Origin of the sequence: Sphingomonas sp. FUKUSWIS1 (genome assembly GCF_000733135.1) — a bacterium.
GTDB lineage: Bacteria > Pseudomonadota > Alphaproteobacteria > Sphingomonadales > Sphingomonadaceae > Sphingomonas > Sphingomonas aerolata.
Genome location: NZ_JPJC01000037.1, coordinates 1 through 16147 on the forward strand (window position 1 = coordinate 1; position 16147 = coordinate 16147).

A 16147-nucleotide genomic window follows, 5' to 3' on the forward strand; every position below is an offset into this window, starting at 1 on the left:
CCGAGCCGATCCGGCGGGTCACGTATTTCACCGCGCCGCCGATCGTGTTGCGGCCATAGAGCGTGCCTTGCGGCCCGCGCAGCACCTCGATCCGCTCGACGTCGTAAATGTCGAGGACCGCAGCCTGCGGCCGGTTGAGATAGACGTCGTCGAGATAGATGCCGACGCCCGCCTCGAACCCGGCGACGGGATCCTGCTGGCCGACGCCGCGGATGAAGGCGGTGAGCGTCGAATTGGTGCCGCGCGACGTTTCCAGCGTGACGTTCGGCGTGACAGCGGCGAGATCGGTGACGTCGAGCGCCCCCGACGCCTCGAGCTGCGCGCCCGTAAACGCGGTGATCGCGATCGGCACGTCGAGCAGCCGTTCCTCGCGGCGGCGTGCGGTGACGACGATATCGCCGTCGATCCCGGCCTCCTCGATGACGGGCCCGGCCTGAGCCGCGTCTGCTGCCGGCGCGACGGGTTGCGTCTGCGCGGACGCGGATCCCGCCAGCAACGCGCCGAGTGCAACACTGGCGTTCAACAAGATCATGACGGATTTCGGCTGTGCCACGGTGTCATCCCCTCCTGCGGCGCCCGCGTGATGCGCCCGGTATGATCCGGGTTGTGCGCCTTGGCTCCAGTCTATACTGAAACCTGAACCAGTATTCAACTTGTGTATCAGGGGCAGACGAGAATGGCGAAGGCGCAGGAGACGACGCCGTCAGACCCGGCGGTCATCGGCGACAGCAAGGCACCGCGGACCGAGCGTGGCCGCCGGACGATGCGCGCGATCCTCGACGCCGCCGCGATCGAGTTCGGCGACAACGGGTTCCACCAGGCCTCGATCAGCGACATCACGCGCCGCGCCGGAGTCGCGCTCGGCAGCTTCTACACCTATTTCGACTCAAAGGACGCGGTGTTCCGCGCGCTCGTCCGCGACATGTCGGACCAGGTTCGCGATCATGTCGCCCCGGCGATCCTGTCCGCACCCGATCAGATCGCGGCCGAGCAGGCGGGGCTTCGCGAATTCATCAGCTTCGTCCGTGACCACAAGGAAATCTACCGGATCATCGACGAGTCCGAATTCGTCGATCCAGAGAGCTTTCGCCTCCATTATGCGACCACGGCGGACCGGATCACGCGTCGCCTGCGAAAGGCGGCGGACCGCGGCGAGGTCAAGGGCGACGTCAGCGAGGTCCATGGCTGGGCGATCATGGGAATGAACGTGTTCCTGGGGCTTCGCTACGGCGTCTGGAGCGAAGACGAGACACCAGATGAGATCGCGAAGGTCGTCGCAAACATGCTGAAAGATGGCATCTTACGCAGCCCGGATGACCGAGCCATGTCCGAGGTCAAGACTTGAGTGGCCGATTGGGTACACGACCCATATTCGGTCATTCGCGCGGACTTCCCCGCTCCCCAACTTCAATCATTCGTTCATCTCCGCGCTGGCCGCTTTCGTTGTCCGGTGTTCGACCATGAACGTCATGATGGGAAGGATTGCTGGCGGTCCGCTTTCGGGAAGGCGGACCGCAATAACCGATATTGCGAGACTGCCCCTTTCTGCAAAGAGAATGGTCGATCGGGAATAGAATTCCCAGGCGATCCGCACGCCGATAACATCGTGCCAGCAACGATGGGGGGAGCTAATGCTGTGCCGACTATCCGCAGGCTACTATCAGTCGTTGCCGTCTTGGCTGCGTTGACGCCCATGACTATCTCCGCAGAGCCGATCGGTCGAATTACCGGTATCGGTGGCGTTTTCTTTAACAGCAAAGCGCCGACAGCCCTCATGGCGTGGTGTCGTGATGTTCTCGGCATCAAAGTTGAGGCGTGGGGCGGATTCGCTCTGCGCTATGACGCGCCAGAGCACCCGCCAGTACTCACTCTGAATGTTTTTCAGGAGGGATCCAACTATATGGAACCCTCAAAGCGCGAGTTCATGCTTAATTTCGCGGTAGATGACTTGGACGCGTTCGTTGATCGTCTGAAAGTAAAGGGCGTTGCGATACTCAAAAGGGATGACACCGACGCAAGCGGGAAATTTGCGTAGATCGTTGATCCGGATGGGACCAAGATAGAGTTGTGGGAGCCGAAGGCCGAGTCTTCATCAAAGTAGGCCCGTCTCAAAAGAAATGGGCAGTTTCGGACGCTCGCCGAGAATTGCGGTGGCGCGCGACCCGGCTCCGCGAACGCGAAATCGCTTTCTGCTGTGCGATTCTACCGCAACTAACAGCCGCGGAACGTACGCTATGAGAGAAGAACGGCCATTTGTTCAGGCTCAACGTCAGCAGCGCGGCGGTCAGGTTCGATCCACCGTCTCCAATGGAAGCCTGATAGGCTAAATAGCCACGAAATCGGGAAAATCGATGGTCAGGATCGCACCTCGCTCCGGAGCTTCGCGCGATCTGATGCTGATCTTTCCGCCGATTTCCATGACGATCTGCCGGGAGATATAAAGGCCAAGACCTGTCCCGCGATCCGTCTCCTTGGTGGTCATGAAGGCATCGAATGCCCGGTCCGGATGACTCAAAGACAGCCCGGCGCCATTGTCCACAATACTGATTCGAACGCCGCTCTCTGAGACAGTTACCTCCAGTTCGACGGCACCGGTCAGACTGGCGTCCTCGGCTTCGCGTCGCGTTGCGATGGAGTCGACCGCGTTCTGAATGGCGTTGACGAGCACCTGCTCGAGGCCGACGCGCGGAGCGAGGAGCAGAACCGGTGGCCCGTCTGGCAACGTCATTTTCACGCCGGCATCGTGCTGGATCAGCAACGGCCGCATGAAGGACAAGGTTGTGCTGACGACGTCGCCCAGATCAAGCGGTTCGGGGCTGTCATTCTCGATCCGAGCGTAGCGCGAAATGCGCGCAATGATATCGCGTGCGCGGTTTACCTGTTCGCTGATCCGATCAAACTTGTCGCGAGCACGCGCCGCGCCATCGGGGCTCGCCTGATCGAGCAACAAACGGCCATTCTCGGCAGAAAGCGAGATGGTGAAGAGAGGTTGTTTGAGTTCATGACTCAGGGCTGAGGCCATGCCCCCGAGCTCGACGAGACGCGCCTGCTGAAGCATCCGATTCTGCGCCAGCTTCGACTGCCGGAGGCGCACCAACCACCCCGAACGCCAATGGCCGGGAGCCAGGAGGTCGCGACCGACGAATAGATACCAATCACTCGATTCCTGGTCTGCGAGCCGAAACTCGACAAACGCCTCGGCATCATCGCAGATGTCCGCAAAAGCTAGACAATCATTGGTATGGATTGCTTCGGACCGCTCCTGTGCAACCCGTTCGATGTTCATGTCCAGAAAAGCGAGGGTGCCCTTGGCAGCGTCGAAGCGGATGTCCGCCGCAAGGCTCAGGTCCATTTCCTTTTTGAGTTCGATGAATGCCCGGGCAATTCGCAAGCGCTCTTGCACCAACTCGGCAAAGCTGTTGTTCGCGGTGACGATAGCTGCGATCGGGCGGTCGAACTCGTTGAACGTGAGCTTTTGAGGCAGCGAAAGGCCAGGCTGGCCGAACCCTTCCGCGACTTGCTTCCAGGCCTGCAGCGAACGACGCAGGGCGCGCGTGATGAGCAGCTGCAGCAAGATTGACACGACGAGAATGACGCCCAGGCCGAGCATCTCTAGAAGCACGACGCGATAGGCACTCTCGGCAGCGGGTCGGGTTGAGTAGAGATAGAAATATTTGCGGTCAGGAAACGTGTAACGGCCGAGCTGACACGCGGTAACCCAGTAGGCAAACGTATTGCGGTCGTTCGGCCCCGTCACTTTCGATCCATCATCGATCCGTGTGCAGCCGAAAAGCTGCATTGCTTGTGCGGAGCGCAGACTGCTTTCTTTGTCTGAGATAAGCAGTTTTTGGGGATGCCTTCCTGTATTGCGCGTTTTTGCCACGCCCAAGAACCCATTTCCGGTCACAAGCCCGCGACCGATCCGCACCTCAGCCAGACGCGCGGTTTCGGCCATGAAGGATTTGAATTCTTCCGGAAAGCGCCGGACACTGCTGACAAACATGACGAGCGCGCACGCGAGCACGATGAGTGTTATGGATGCCGGCAGGAGCTGGGCGAGGCTGATTGTTCGGCGGAGCGAGACCCGACCGGCTGGAAGGTTCACGACGAAGAGTGACAGCGCTAGATCGACCAAAGCTGCCATCAACACATCGTTGAGAAGCTTGCGGATCATCGTCAGCGCGAAAATCGTCAGCGACGCATCGTAGTTGATGCGCAGGAATAGAAACCCCGCCGCCGTCCCGATGGTAAGCAAAAAGACGGCGGTGGCGATGGCAAGTGAAGAGCCAGCGAAGCGGGTCCAATTGATGAAAACTACATGCCCCAGCGCCAGCGCGATGGTAAAGATATGGCCCCACCAGAACCAGGATGACGCCATCGTTAGCAGCACCATGGGAATGGCTAGCCGCAGACCACCCAACCTGTATGCGAGAAGGTAGAAAAGGGGGCCTAGATACATTTCGAACCCGGGCGCAAGAATAATGCGGAAGGAACTCGCGCCGATGGCCACGGCCAAAAGGACGATCGTCAGAGCCCATCCCTGGACGGTCATTTGCCGTAGCGGCTCTGCGGCTAGCTGAAACTCGCCGCCGTGCCGTAAACGGTTGACGATGTCATTCATCAACCCCGCCCGTCTTGTGTAAGCAGTGACAGGAGCAATTCTAAGTCGACTGGCTTGAAAAGGACATGAAGATCCTTCTTCTTGGTTTCATGCTCTATTTGTTCGGTCAGATCGGTGTGGCCTGTCATCAGGATTATGGTGTTCACCTTTGCCCGCAGGTCAGGGTCGGCTCGGATTGCGCGGACCAGGTCAAGGCCACTGCCGTCTCGCAAGCGGAGGTCCGTCAATAGGGTTACGTGGCTGGAACCTTGCTTTAAGCTCTCCAGCGCAAGGGCCACACACGCTGCGCCGCTAACCGCGAACGAGCGCAATTCTAACATTTCAACCAACTCCTCCCGGACGTCGGTCTCGTCCTCGACGACCAAGATCATTGTTGGGCACTTTCAATGGTGACGCAAGCTCAAGATAAGAACGCGAAGTTTTCAACGTGTAAATGGCGACGTGAATAAACGTCGACGTTGATGAGCCTGCGCCTTAATCGCGACGTCCCCGCTCGTACGGCGCTGCCGCAACACTTCTCTCGCAAGCAGATGCGCTGCCGACTACGAATGGCCGCGTCTCTCTCGCGGTCTACGTCACAGAGGCAGGCCTCTCTCCGCCACAGCAAGTGCGAAGGCCTGACGAAACGGTAGCTAAACCAATACAAAAAGCCGTTTTTCTGCTGGGCTTAAGATCGTCACCCGGGATTCGTGCTTCTCTCAGGGGTCGGCACGAAGCCGACATAAACAGATGTCCGGTACCGGCGCGCGCGAAACCGCGGCTGAGCGTCCGGGACTGGGAGCAGGATCGACAGTCTCAGCCGTGCATTCAGGTGTTAGCCGAGGCCCGCCCTATTCCAGCAGCGATAGCGCCGAGTGCCATTTCGATAGGCTGGCAATCTCATGCGACGCTTTGTGCGCTGAGACGCGCGCGGCCCGTCGGGCTGGATCTAGCTGGCCGAGTGCGACTCCCAAAATACAACAGATTTTAGCAAGAACCACAACCGATATGGTGCCATCCTCGAAATAGGGTTAATGTTTCGCATCCGGATCGATCCCGCTGGCAGGGAGCCCTTTATGGAAGACGCAAACGAGGACGGTCACAGCATCGAGCCTCTCGCCAAGGGGCGCCGCGCCGACTTTCTCAAGGCGGTTCCACATGGACGCGCCGCGCTGATCCAGATGGCGGAATACACCGGCGACCTGATCAGCCTTTGCGATGCCGGCGGTCGACTCGCCTATCTCAATCCGGCCGGCCGACGCCTCATCGGAGTCGAGGCGGCCGACATTTTCCCGATGCGGCTGACCGATTACGTTGTCCCAGAACAACGCCACCTCGTCGACGAGGTCGTCGTGCCGACGGCAAGGCGGGACGGCGTGTGGGAGGGCGAGATGCAGCTCGTCAATCTGAAGACCGACGATATCATCGACGTCCAGCGCTCGACATTCGCGACGCGCGATGAGCGGGGCGAAATCACCGGCTTCGTATCGGTCATGCGCGACATCACGCATGACAAGGCCCAGAAAGGCCGGCTTCGCCGCCAGATCGAGACGTTCGAAGCGCTGATCGCGAACAACCCCTTCGGGGTCTGCCTGGTCGATGCGGATTTCAGGCTGCGCGTGGTCAGCCGCGGCGCCCGGATGGTATTCGAGAACGTCCATCCGCTGATCGGCCGCGATTTCGCCGACGTTCTTCGCGCTCTCTTGCCCGAGCCCTTTGTTAACGAAGCGATAGCCCGCTTCCGACAGACGCTCGACACCGGCATGGCGTATGACGCGGCAACGACGCCGGAACAGCGCGCGGATATCGAGGCACGCGAGGCATATGGCTGGCGGATCGAACGTGTGACACTACCGGACGAATGCTACGGCATCGTCTGCTATTTCCATGATCTCATCGCCAAGGAGTACGGGACGCGGGCCTTGGGTCGCCGCGAGGCCGAATTGCGGGACCTGAATATTGACCTCGAGCGTCGTGTCCGTGCTCGCACTGCGGCACTGAACCAGGCCAATGAACGCCTCACGGCCGAGATTGAGCGGCGCGAAGCGGTACAGGCTGCGCAACTGCAAAGCCAAAAGCTCGAAGCGGTTGGTCAGCTCGTGTCGGGCATCGCGCACGACTTCAATAACATTCTCGGCGCGGTGATCGGCGGGCTTACAATTATCCAGAACCGCAATGACGACCCGCGCATCGAGCAGATTGCGACGATGGGTCAGCGCGCGGCCGAGCGGGGTGCTGCGCTTGTACGACAGCTGCTCGCCTTTGCGCGCCAGGAGGATGTGGTTGCGCAGCGTGTCGACCTAGCCGGCGCGATTGGCGAGATGTCCGACCTCGTCCGGCACGGCATGCGCGGCAACGTCGCGCTCGCGATCGACTGCGATGACGATCTCTGGCCTGTGCTGGCAGACCCGACACAATTGCAGTCGGCGCTGCTCAACCTTGCCAACAATGCCAGCGATGCGATGAATGGCGGCGGCCACCTGCATATCGCCGTCAGCAATTGCGCCCGGACTTCAGCGGATCTTCCGCTGGAACTGGACGGCCAGGACGCGATCAGGATCGTCGTGGCCGACGACGGTCCCGGCATGGACAGCGATACCTTGCAGCGGATTACCGAGCCGTTCTTCACGACCAAGGCGCGCGGCAAGGGGACCGGGCTGGGCCTCGCGATGGTGCAGCGCTTCGTGGAGCAGTCGGGCGGTGCCCTGCGTATCGAAAGCCGCCCCGGCCACGGAACCACATTCTCGATCTTCCTGCCGCGTGCCGTTGATCCTGGCGGTTCCGATTCTGCACCCGGCAGCGACGAGACCGGTGTCAACGCGATCGGGCGCGCTTTCGAAACGGTCCTGCTGGTCGATGATGACGCCGAATTGTGCGCCATGATCGCCGAAGGATTGTCTGACCACGGCTTCGAAGTCATCGTCGCGCCGGACGCACAGGCGGCGCTGCTCGAGTTACGGACGCGGGCGATCGACGCGCTCGTGACCGACGTCCACATGCCGGACATGTCCGGTAACGACCTGGTCGCGCAGGTGCGCGCGTCGGGATCGGACATTCCCTGCCTGTTCATGACGGGGATCGCCAACGAAGCCGCTCTCGATGGCGAGACGGTCGTGCAGAAGCCCTTCAACCCCGCCGTATTGCACTATGCGCTGCGCCGCATCCTGATTGCACGGGACCAGCGTGCGTCCGATGCCGAGCGGCTCGATCGGCTGACGCTGCGCCTGAAGTCCGATTGCACCCGGTCATTGCTCGACCACTGGCGCGCCATCCGCGCAGGCCAAGTCATCCCGTTGTTCGAGACGTTCACGATCAATGCATGCAGCGAGCCGCACCGGATCGTGGTTGCGCAGATCGACTTGGGGAAGGTGCCGATCCATTTCACCTTCACGCTGGTCGGCGACACCTTGCGCAACGCTGTACCGCACAGCATCGCCGCCACCGAGATGCCGGTCAGTGGCAACGATAGCCTCGCGGCCCGCGAGGCGGCCTATCGCCGCTGCGCGCTGACCGGCAAGCCATCGCATGAATATGCCCGTATCAACCTTGGTGACGGGTATAGGGAAACATTCGAGCGGCTGTTGCTGCCCTTCTCGTCGGACGGGATCGTCGTCGATCATATCGTCGGTGCGGTTGTCATCGAACGTGAAGCGGTGGGGGAACGATGATGGTTGACGCCCGTGAGCTACCCGATTTCAACGAGCCCCAGCTGGCGATGGCGATAGAGGCGCTACCAAGCGAAACGGTCGACGCCTTGCCCTATGGCGCAATCCGGATCGGCGACGATGGCAAGGTCGAATATTATAGTGCGGCAGAGCGGCGCCTGTCGGGTTCCGGCAATCATGACCGCCTCGGCCTCGACTTCTTCAGCAGGATCGCCCCCTGTATGGACAATCCCGACTTTCGCGGTCGCGTCGAGCGTGCCCGGGTATCGGGCGTGCTCGATTTGGAGTTCAGCCACGTCGGCGACTTCGAGGACCGCGACCGGGAACTGACGGTGCGTATCCAGTCTGCCAGTACGGGCGGCTACTGGATATTCATGCGCCGCGATTGACCGCTTTTGGCGTCAGATTTTTTGTAAGTGTCGGGAATGGAGAGGAAGCGAACTTTCCACTTTTAGGGCTGCACCCCGGAAAACCAGCCACTGCATGGGCGTCCCAGATGCATCAGCCTTTTGCATCGGCGGAAGCCTAGATTTCATGCCGTTCTTGGATCAATGCAAAAACCGGTGATTTCTGCAGCTTGGATGGCAAGGTCCGATCAGTGAACTTTTCGGTGTCGTTATCTCGATCGATTCACGCTGTCCTATAATGCGCGCATGCATGTCGGCGCTTTTCCCTACCATCACGATCGGCGGCACAGGACTACGCACTGCCCCTGCGACCGAATTCGTCCAATCCTGGCTGTGCTGGCATCAGGGAACACGTGATCATGCCCCGCGATCTGATATCGCGTGGTTGGCTGGAACGGCTGGGAGACCATCGGCTCGATGGGGCGGCGCTGGACGGCCTGAAAACGCTGTTGCCGCGATTGGTGATCGCCGCTCTGGCGAGTTTGCTGTTGCTCACCCATCTGGGCTCTCGCGCTGCGATACAATGGATCAGCTTTGTCGGATTTGCGGAGCTGTGGTGCAGGCAATGCAGTATCCTGCTGGCGCGACCGGATGGCGTGCGCCTGCCGCTGCGGCTCAACTATATTGCCTCCGCACTCATGACGACGATCGCGTGGACGAGCTTGCCGGTTTTGCTGTGGTGGAGCAGGGTACCTGATATAGGTTCAGCGGTTATCGTCATGCTGATCTCGCAGCTGATCCACGCCCAGGCCTTTGCCTTCCGCGCTCCGTCGATAGTGGCGTTCAAGGTTGGTGTTCCCGCCAGCGCGATGCTCGCGCTGCCTTGGCTGGTCGAACCAGCAAGCTATTTTACCACTCTCACGTCGACAATCGCGTCGGGTCTTTGCATCAGTTATATCTTCGCAAGCGTGCGGGCAAACTGGCGGAGCGATGCGGCGCTACGCAAAGCTCATGACGAGCTCGAATATCTGGCATATTTCGACGGACTTACCTCCCTCGCCAATCGTCGACAGTTCACACGACACATGCGCAATCTCATCGCACTGTCCGATCGTCAAAAGTCCCGGTTCGCCTTGCTCCTGATCGATCTTGACCATTTCAAGGTCGTCAACGACACGTATGGCCACGATGCTGGCGATGCGCTCCTCGTCGCGGCAGGAGAGCGCCTGCGTGCTGCCGTCGGCGAGTTGACCCATGTCGCGCGGCTCGGCGGTGACGAGTTTGCCATACTCTTACCCGACGTCGGCAGCACCGCCGATATCGATGCGGCATGCGGTCGCATCGTCGATGGCGTCCAGCCTGCTGTCGACTTCAACGGAGAACAGATGAGCCTAAGTTTCAGCATCGGCATCGCGCTTTATCCCGGCGACGGCGACAGCATACAAACAATCCTGAAATCCGCTGACGTTGCGCTTTACGACGCGAAGCGGAGGGGGCGAGGCACGTGGTGCTTCAGTGACGGGTTCGGCAAGGTCGCGTAAGTCAAGTTTGAGACCTGCGGACGGTGCGCGTCTGATTCATTGCTTGCACTACACTGACATACTCGAACCAAATCCGGCCATCTCTGCCACCTTCCCCGCTCCCCGACTTCAAGCATTTCCCTGTTCGCGCTGACGGCTTTTGGCGGCTGATATTTCCTCATGGCCGCCGTGATCGAGAAGAAAGCGGCGCGTCCGATTTAGGGCAGTCGGTGGGAGGCCGCCGTTGGTTAAAACGGCTGCGAGAATGATAATCGGCGCCTTTCGGGTTGATCGCGGCGCGCACGTATTTGGACAAATGCTAAATACATCTCAGCCACTCTTTTTAAGCGACAAAGCGCTTCAGTACGACGAGTTGAAGAATTACCGTCCAGACTCCTCAGTCCAAGTGGACTCTGAAGAACTTCCTAATTCGCAACAATCTGCAGTTGGTTAGGGCCACCGGTGATGGATCCCCGCATATAAATGGTGACGTTTTTCCTGAGGCTGACGCCCTTCCTTTGGCGGGCATTCTATAATTGCTTGAGAAAGGTCGCCGTCTTATGATTACGCAGAACTTGGCCCGGCATATTGCGTCACTGCGCATAGGTCGGCCGTCGCTTCACACCACTACAGCCTTTTTTAAAACGCAGGCTCGCGTTCTGAGCATTCCCCTATGCATGGTTGTGGCGAATGGCTCGGCAGGCGCATCGACGGCGAACACGACGTTCAATGTGACGGCCAACGTCGTGTCGAGTTGCCAGATTTCGGCGACCGCGCTGACGTTCGGAACCTATACCGGGGCCCAAACCGACGCGACTTCGACGATCACCGCGACCTGCACGGATACCACCGCCTACACCATCGGCGTCAGCGCAGGCTTGGGCACGGGGGCGACCGTAACGAACCGGTACATGAACGGCCCCAGCGTCGATGTGCTCGCCTATGCCGTCTATCGCGACAGTGCGCGTACCAATAGCTGGGGCACGACGATCGGTACGGACACGGTCTCGGGCACCGGCAACGGCGGCGCTCAGGCCATTACCGTCTATGGGCGCCTTGCGGCGGGTCAATTGCCCGTTCCCGGAGCCTATTCGGATACTCTGACCGCAACGATCACCTACTGATGGCCCGGGGAAGTTTTTTTCGCTTCGAGAGGCTTCGTCGCTGGTCGATGGCGGGCGGATACGGGATCGTCCTGGCAACGGGCATCGCCCCGCTTCACGCACAATCCCTGTCGGTGAGCCCGGTCACGTTCAATCTTGCCGCCTCGCAACAGGCGACGAGCCTGACGGTTCGCAACGATGGCGCTGAGGAAACGGTGGTCCAGATCCGGCCCTTCGCCTGGACGCAACAGCCCGAGGATGTCCTTGTACCGGCCGACGATGTGGTCGTCAGCCCCCGCATCGTGACGATCCTACCCCATTCGAACCAGGTCTTCCGGGTGCTCGTGCGGCATAAGGCGACGTCCAAGGAACTGACGTACCGGTTGATCCTCGATCAGATCCCGCGCGCGTCCGAACCCGGTGCCGTACGTATGGTCCTGCGCATTTCCATGCCGATCTTCGTCGAGCCCGTCGCTCCGGCGAACCCCGGCGTTCGATTTCGGCTGGCGCACCGGGACGGTGACGCAGTGCTCGTGCTCGAAAATCCGGGAGCGCGCCATGAGACGCTGCGCAACGTTGTCCTGCGCGACACGAACGGCGCGCCGATCGCCGTCAAGAACGGTGGTTCACCCTATCTGCTGGCTGGCGCTACGCGGGAACTTCCGGTCCAGGACATGCCCATCCAAGCCGCCGCGGATGGCCGCTATCGACTGACGATGGACGGCGGAAAGGGCCCCATCACCGTTGCCCTCGCGCGGTAGCGGGGACGGGACCGTGCGATGCGCGCCAAAGCCCTCCGATCGACCTGTCGATTTCTCCTGATGATCTGCCTCGCTGACCATGCCGGGGCCGCTCCCGCACCGACGCTGCTGGAGGTCTGGATCAATGGGCGCCCGACCGGGAAAATCGGCGAGTTTGTCCTGCGGGGCGACGGACTGGCGGCATCGCCCAGGGAACTCGCCGAACTCGGTCTTTCGCCGCGCACGACGCCCAGCGAAGAGCTCTCGGACATCGTCGCCGACCGCGATTTCCAATGGCGCGTCGATCAGGCTACAGGCCGACTCTACGTGACCGCCTCCGAGGCGCGTTTGGTGAGAACGACGATCTCGGCCGCTGCCGATCCTGCCATGGCCGGAGCGGTGGAGAGCGGGACCGGTTCCACGCTGAACTACGACACGACAGTGACCGGCGATGCTCGTCGCCAGGCCCTTTCCGCGTACCTCGATGCCCGCGTCTTTTCAGGTCATGGGATTGTGGCTGCCCAGGCCTTGATGACCGCATTCCGTTCGGGGACGACGACGACCTATCGCGCGACGAGGCTTGATTTCAACTACACCGTTTCGCTGCCCGACCGCCTGCTGCGGCTCAGGCTGGGCGACTTCATAACGTCGGGAGCGGACTCGCAACGGGCGATCCGGCTCGGCGGCATCCAATTCGGTTCGGACTTCGCGCTGCGACCCGACCTGATCACGATGCCGCTGCCCGATTTTCGTGGCAACGCGGTCGTTCCCACCATCGCCGACATCCTTGTGAACGACACATCCGCGATATCCCTGCCTATCGACGCTGGTCCCTTCGAGATCCGCAACGTGCCGGTGCAGACGGGCAGCGGCAAAGTCTCGCTGAACCTCCAGAATTCCCTGGGACAATCCGTCAGGACGACGGTGGCCTATTATGCGAGCAATGCTCTGCTCGCACCCGGGTTGCACACGTTCGCTGTCCAGGCTGGCATGATCCGGCATCAATTCGGGAGCCAGAGCAACGCCTACGGACAGTTCGCGGCAAGCGGCAGCTACCGCTGGGGCGTATCGCCTCGGCTGACGGCGGCGCTCTATGCCGAAGCAACCCGCAGCGCGGCGCTCATCGGGTCGGGCGTGTCGGTAAACCTGGCCAACCTGGCAATCGCCACGGGTGATTGCGCGGCCAGCAGCGGGCGGGACGGGAACGGCGTGCGCTGTGTCGCGCAAATCGAACACCGCGACTCACTGGTGTCACTCAGGCTGTCCCACGGATTTGCGACGAAGGACTTTCGCGACAACGCGGCAAGCGATGGCTATCCTGCCATTCGCAGGCAGACCAATGCCAGCATTGCGCTTGCAATGGGTCCGGCCGGTACGATGTCCCTCGGCTATACCGCACTCGATCAGGCAGGCGACGTCGCCTGGGAAAGGCTGAAGGGCGCGCCGGCGATGTTTGGCCGCGGCTCCGCGGTCCGTCTGGCGTCCGTCACCTACAGCGTGCAGCGGGGACCGGTATCGATCTACGCGAACGGCTCGCACGACACCAGCGCACGCGGCGGCCGCAGCATCATGTTCGGCCTGTCGCTTCCCTTCGGACGGCGGAGTCAGGCGAGTGTTGATCAGCAGATGCAAGGCGGCCGCTGGCAAAGCCAGCTGCAGGCGGCGCGCGGCACGAGCGAGGCCGATCCATGGGGCTATCAGGCGGCGATCGGGCGCGGCGCGATCGACAGCCAGTTTGTCGAAGTCCAACATCGGTCCCGCATCGGATGGCTGGCCGCCGGGATCGATCGGACCAACGGTGCAACGACGATCCGTGCCCAGGCGCGCGGGTCCGTGTCCGCAATCGATGGCTCGGTATTCCTGTCGAATACGATCAACGACAGTTTCGCGATTGTCGACACGCAGGGTTTGGCAGGTGTTCGGGTGCTGCACGAAAACAGGGTCGCCGGCCGAACCGGCCGGTCGGGCAAGCTGATGGTGACCGACCTGCGGGCGTTCCAGGTGAATCACCTCGCCATCGAGCCGACCGATCTGCCGCCCGATGCCGTGATCGCAACCGGGGAACGCGATGTCCGGCCACAGGATCGGGCAGGCGTCGTCCTCAGGTTTCCGATCAAACGACCAAATGGCGCAGTGCTGGTCCTGGTCGACGCAAGCGGTAGACCACTTCCACCGGGAAGCACCGTCACGCTGGAAGCGTCCGGGGCGACGTTTCCCCTGGGCTTTGACGGGGAGACCTTCGTCGAGGGGCTCGACCAGCACACCGTCCTGAACGTCGCGCGCCCCGACGGCACGCGCTGCCGTGTCGGACTGTCCGTCGCTGCGCAGGACCGGGGTCTCGCGCGGCTTGGCCCGTTTTCCTGTGTCGAGACAGCCCCGTGATCGCCCGCGTGCTGTTCGCGCTCTTCTGCCTCGCGATACCGGCTGTCGCGGATGCGGGATGCTCGGTATCGGCGAGCGGGATCGCGTTCGGGAACTATGACGGGTCTGCCACGTCGCCGGACGACGCGACGGGCACGATCACAATCAACTGCTCCATACTCTCCGGTCTCGGCGGGTACACGATCGCGCTCAGCCCGGGACGAGATGGCAGCTATACGGCGCGACGCATGATCTCTGGAACGGCGACCTTACCCTATCAGCTTTATGCGGATCCGGCGCGAACGCAGATCTGGGGCGACGGGTCGGGCGGGAGCTCCACCGTGCGGTCCTTCGATATCATCCCGTTGCTTGGCGGGAGTTCGACCTACCAAATTTACGGAAGAATCCCCGCCAATCTCTCGCCCCGCCCCGGAGCCTATAATGATACGATCATAATTACAGTAAGCTATTGAGTGATCACGTATTTACTACCTTGGAAAAGACGTCCGATCTCGGATGGATCAGGCGACTAAACCCGTAACCCATCGTCTGAACGAACAGCTGTTCACGGCAATCGCCGCCCGAAAGCGGAGGGGCGTCTTTCCACCGTTTTACCGTTCAGCTCTGAGCATAGGCCGTACGCAATATAGGGGCGCGGCCTAACGCCACATAAACCACGGCCAGCGATATCCGCGGAAATCGTGCGGTGACGTTCGGCTTCAAGCACGCGCGCTCTCGGGGAACGGTTATGGGAACCCGGCGACTTAATCGCAACTTTGGGCTTAGATCCAAAGGGTGGTGGCGGAGCGGGAGGGATTCGAACCCTCGATACGCTTTTGACGTATACTCACTTTCCAGGCGAGCGCCTTCGACCACTCGGCCACCGCTCCGCATTGCTCTGGAACGCGCCTGCTAGAGCGGGTTTGGCTGCGGCGCAAGCGATTGCGTGCGGGGCGGCACTCGGGCAGTCTCACAGCGATGATCACCGCCCTTCTCGCCGCCGCCCTCGCCCAAGCCACGCCGGTGCCGACACCGCTGCCGTCCGATCCGGTCGCGTCGGACTGGGTGGCGGTGCCCGATGACGAGATCCTCGTCTTCACGCTGGCGAACGGGCATGGCTTTACGCTCCGACTCGCACCTGCCTATGCCCCCGCGCATGTCGCCAATATCCGCGCGCTCGCCCGCGCGCGCTGGTGGGACAGCGCGACGAGCGTGTACCGCGTGCAGGACAATTATGTCGCGCAATGGGGCGATGCGACCGAGAAGAAGCCGCTCGTCCCCGGCGTCGCGGACGGGATCGCCGCCGAATATGACCTGGCCGGGCCGGCCGCGGTCGCGCGGCTGGCCAAGCGCGATCCTTATGCCGAATGGGCGGGCTACAGCGCGGATGGCTGGCCGCTCGCCGGCTCGGGCGCACGGCAATGGCTGCCGCATTGCTACGGGATGGTCGGCGTCGCGCGTGATCTGGCGCCGAGCGTCGGCAGCGGCGCCGAGCTCTACACCGTCATCGGCCATGCGCCGCGCGCGCTCGACCGCAACATCGCGGTCGTCGGGCGGGTGGTCGACGGGATCGAGTGGCTGTCGTCGCTGCCGCGCGGGACGGGCGAGCTCGGCTTCTACGCCACCCCCGCCGAGCGCAGCCCGATCGTCTCGGCGCGGCTGGCGAGCGACCTTCCCGCCGCCACCCGCCCGCACTTCCAGTACCGCGCGACGCGCAACCCGCGCTTCACCGCCTGGATCGCGGGGCGCGAGAACCGTACGCCGCCGTTCTTCACGGTGCCGGCGGGCGGTGCGGACATCTGCAACGCGCT

Annotated in this window: 13 protein-coding genes and 1 tRNA gene; 10 read left to right on the forward strand and 4 right to left on the reverse strand. The window is 61.7% G+C overall.

All coding sequences use genetic code 11. The features are described 5' to 3' along the window. Positions 1-532 (reverse strand): TonB-dependent receptor plug domain-containing protein (locus sphsw_RS03380; RefSeq protein ID WP_031439369.1); only part of this gene is annotated, 532 nt, incomplete at its 3' end. A gap of 144 nt (positions 533-676) precedes the next feature. Between sphsw_RS03380 and sphsw_RS03385 the strand changes: the two genes are divergently transcribed. Continuing rightward, complete coding sequence (locus tag sphsw_RS03385) at positions 677-1345, forward strand: TetR/AcrR family transcriptional regulator (RefSeq protein WP_031439370.1); 669 nt, start codon at positions 677-679, stop codon at positions 1343-1345. A 348-nt stretch (positions 1346-1693) separates the two neighbouring features. Continuing rightward, positions 1694-2035: a VOC family protein gene (locus sphsw_RS03390; RefSeq protein WP_042466477.1), complete on the forward strand. Its 342-nt coding sequence runs from the start codon at positions 1694-1696 to the stop codon at positions 2033-2035. A 288-nt stretch (positions 2036-2323) separates the two neighbouring features. Here sphsw_RS03390 and sphsw_RS03395 read toward each other — a convergent pair whose 3' ends face one another. Continuing rightward, positions 2324-4621, reverse strand: a complete 2298-nt coding sequence (locus sphsw_RS03395) for a sensor histidine kinase (protein ID WP_031439371.1) — start codon at positions 4619-4621, stop codon at positions 2324-2326. After that, positions 4621-4992, reverse strand: a complete 372-nt coding sequence (locus sphsw_RS03400; RefSeq protein ID WP_051916249.1) for a response regulator — start codon at positions 4990-4992, stop codon at positions 4621-4623. Before sphsw_RS03400 ends, sphsw_RS03395 begins: the two co-directional genes overlap by 1 nt. A gap of 684 nt (positions 4993-5676) precedes the next feature. On the opposite strand from sphsw_RS03400, the gene sphsw_RS18230 reads away from it, so the two are divergent. The 7 genes from sphsw_RS18230 to sphsw_RS03435 all read left to right on the forward strand — a co-directional run bounded on the left by sphsw_RS18230 (position 5677) and on the right by sphsw_RS03435 (position 14809). Next, entirely contained in the window at positions 5677-8268 is a 2592-nt protein-coding gene (locus tag sphsw_RS18230; RefSeq protein ID WP_052380818.1) for an ATP-binding protein, read from the forward strand. Next, the gene (locus sphsw_RS03410) at positions 8268-8654 is read left to right on the forward strand and encodes a hypothetical protein (protein WP_031439373.1); all 387 of its coding nucleotides are present in this window, start codon (positions 8268-8270) and stop codon (positions 8652-8654) included. Before sphsw_RS18230 ends, sphsw_RS03410 begins: the two co-directional genes overlap by 1 nt. Before the next feature lie 377 nt (positions 8655-9031). After that, on the forward strand, positions 9032-10153 hold the full coding sequence (locus sphsw_RS03415; protein WP_031439374.1) for a GGDEF domain-containing protein: 1122 nt from the start codon (positions 9032-9034) through the stop codon (positions 10151-10153). Between the two features lie 539 nt (positions 10154-10692). Beyond that, positions 10693-11256 carry a Csu type fimbrial protein gene (locus sphsw_RS03420; protein WP_235188271.1) on the forward strand — a complete coding sequence of 188 codons (564 nt, stop codon included), beginning with the start codon at positions 10693-10695 and terminating at the stop codon, positions 11254-11256. After that, positions 11256-11996, forward strand: a complete 741-nt coding sequence (locus tag sphsw_RS03425) for a fimbrial biogenesis chaperone (RefSeq protein WP_081874100.1) — start codon at positions 11256-11258, stop codon at positions 11994-11996. The genes sphsw_RS03420 and sphsw_RS03425 overlap by 1 nt, the downstream gene beginning before the upstream one ends. An 18-nt stretch (positions 11997-12014) precedes the next feature. Next, a complete protein-coding gene (locus tag sphsw_RS03430; RefSeq protein WP_081874101.1) occupies positions 12015-14357 on the forward strand; it encodes a fimbria/pilus outer membrane usher protein in 2343 nt (780 codons plus the stop codon). Beyond that, positions 14354-14809 (forward strand): Csu type fimbrial protein, encoded by a 456-nt coding sequence (locus sphsw_RS03435; RefSeq protein WP_052380822.1) that lies wholly within the window; start codon positions 14354-14356, stop codon positions 14807-14809. The genes sphsw_RS03430 and sphsw_RS03435 overlap by 4 nt, the downstream gene beginning before the upstream one ends. A 326-nt stretch (positions 14810-15135) precedes the next feature. On the opposite strand, the gene sphsw_RS03440 is transcribed toward sphsw_RS03435, so the two are convergent. Further along, a tRNA-Ser gene (locus sphsw_RS03440) sits at positions 15136-15226 on the reverse strand. A gap of 88 nt (positions 15227-15314) precedes the next feature. On the opposite strand from sphsw_RS03440, the gene sphsw_RS03445 reads away from it, so the two are divergent. After that, positions 15315-16147 (forward strand): peptidylprolyl isomerase (locus tag sphsw_RS03445; protein ID WP_042466479.1); only part of this gene is annotated, 833 nt, incomplete at its 3' end.